Source organism: Synechocystis sp. LEGE 06083, from assembly GCF_015207725.1.
Lineage (GTDB): Bacteria > Cyanobacteriota > Cyanobacteriia > Cyanobacteriales > Microcystaceae > Synechocystis > Synechocystis salina.
This window is the reverse complement of sequence record NZ_JADEWJ010000464.1, coordinates 1-1,169: the sequence shown is the minus strand read 5'-3', so window position 1 is coordinate 1,169 and position 1,169 is coordinate 1. Positions and strand designations below refer to the sequence as shown.

Below are 1,169 nucleotides of genomic sequence, written 5' to 3'. Positions count from 1 at the left end.
CTCTGAGTCCCCACCGTTGGAGGGGAAAAATTAAGGTTGCAGCCACGGATTCTAATGGCAGAGGCAAAAACAATTCGCAAACTGTTCCGTCCCAATTCTAGGCAAGAAATTGCCAATGGTAAAATCGTGGGGGTATAGATATCTTGTTTTTTAGCTAATTGCAACACTGTAACCATGCGTTTGAACTTTTCCCAGACTCTCTTTTTCGCTACCATTATGGGCGGATTGGCCTTGGGGACCACGGGTGAGGCCCTACCCTTTTTGCCTACCAATGCCGTTCAAGCCATGGAAGCTTCTACCTCCCCATCTCTCCAGGGTACTACTTGGTATATCAGTGGGTGGTCTGGCTCCCCAGTGCCGGGCAGTGCCCCGATTACGTTGCAATTCAAGGATAATCGCCTGATGGGTAACGCCGGTTGCAATAGTTTTAATGGCGCCTATACCAGCAGTAACGGAAACTTAACCATTGGCCAAGCCCTAGCCACAACCCGCAAAGCCTGTGCCGCCGAGGTTATGGCCCAGGAACAGAAATTTTTGCAACTTCTTACCCAGGTAAAGACCTATAGCATCGGCAACGATGGACAACTGACATTGACCTACCTGAAGGATGGGGAACAGGGCAGTATCACTTTTATTCCCGCTAGTCAGTACAGTGCCCTCCACAACAGTCAATGGCAACTGGTGACCATGGCCGGGGTGGCACCCATCACCAACGAAAACTCCCAAGCAACACCCCAGATTCAATTCCTTGGCGATCGCCTGGCGGGGACTGGGGGCTGTAATCGCCTCATGGGACAGTTCACCATTGACGGGGAAAATTTAACCATAGATGAGCGCATGGCTTCCACCATGATGGCCTGCTCTGAACCCCTCATGAACCAGGAACAGCAATTTATTCAAGCCCTAGTCAACGCCCAAAAATACCAGATTCTCACCAGCGGTGAATTGGTGATCGACTACCTAGCGGCAGACAAAACTGAACAATTAGTTTTCTTGCCCCTGACGGCAGATCCACAGACCCAAGGATAGTGCCTCTAAACTAGGCACAAAGTACTTGCCAGAGAGAAAATCCACTAGTCCACCGCTGGGGCGGGGGGGAAAATGCTCAGTCCATGTGGAAGGCGAACCACACCGACCAGACAAGAATTCCAATAAAGAGAACCGTCCCC

1 protein-coding gene is annotated in these 1,169 nt (G+C 50.8%); it reads left to right on the top strand.

What is annotated here, in order from left to right:
* The first annotated feature begins 174 nt into the window (after nucleotides 1-174).
* A complete protein-coding gene (locus IQ219_RS19780; RefSeq protein WP_194073758.1) occupies nucleotides 175-1,029 on the top strand; it encodes an META domain-containing protein in 855 nt (284 codons plus the stop codon).
* Nucleotides 1,030-1,169 lie beyond the last annotated feature (140 nt).

Bases quoted from the DNA above. Each gene is read 5' to 3' on its own strand.
- IQ219_RS19780 (WP_194073758.1), top strand. From the start codon at position 175: ATGCGTTTGAACTTTTCCCAGACTCTCTTTTTCGCTACCATTATGGGC.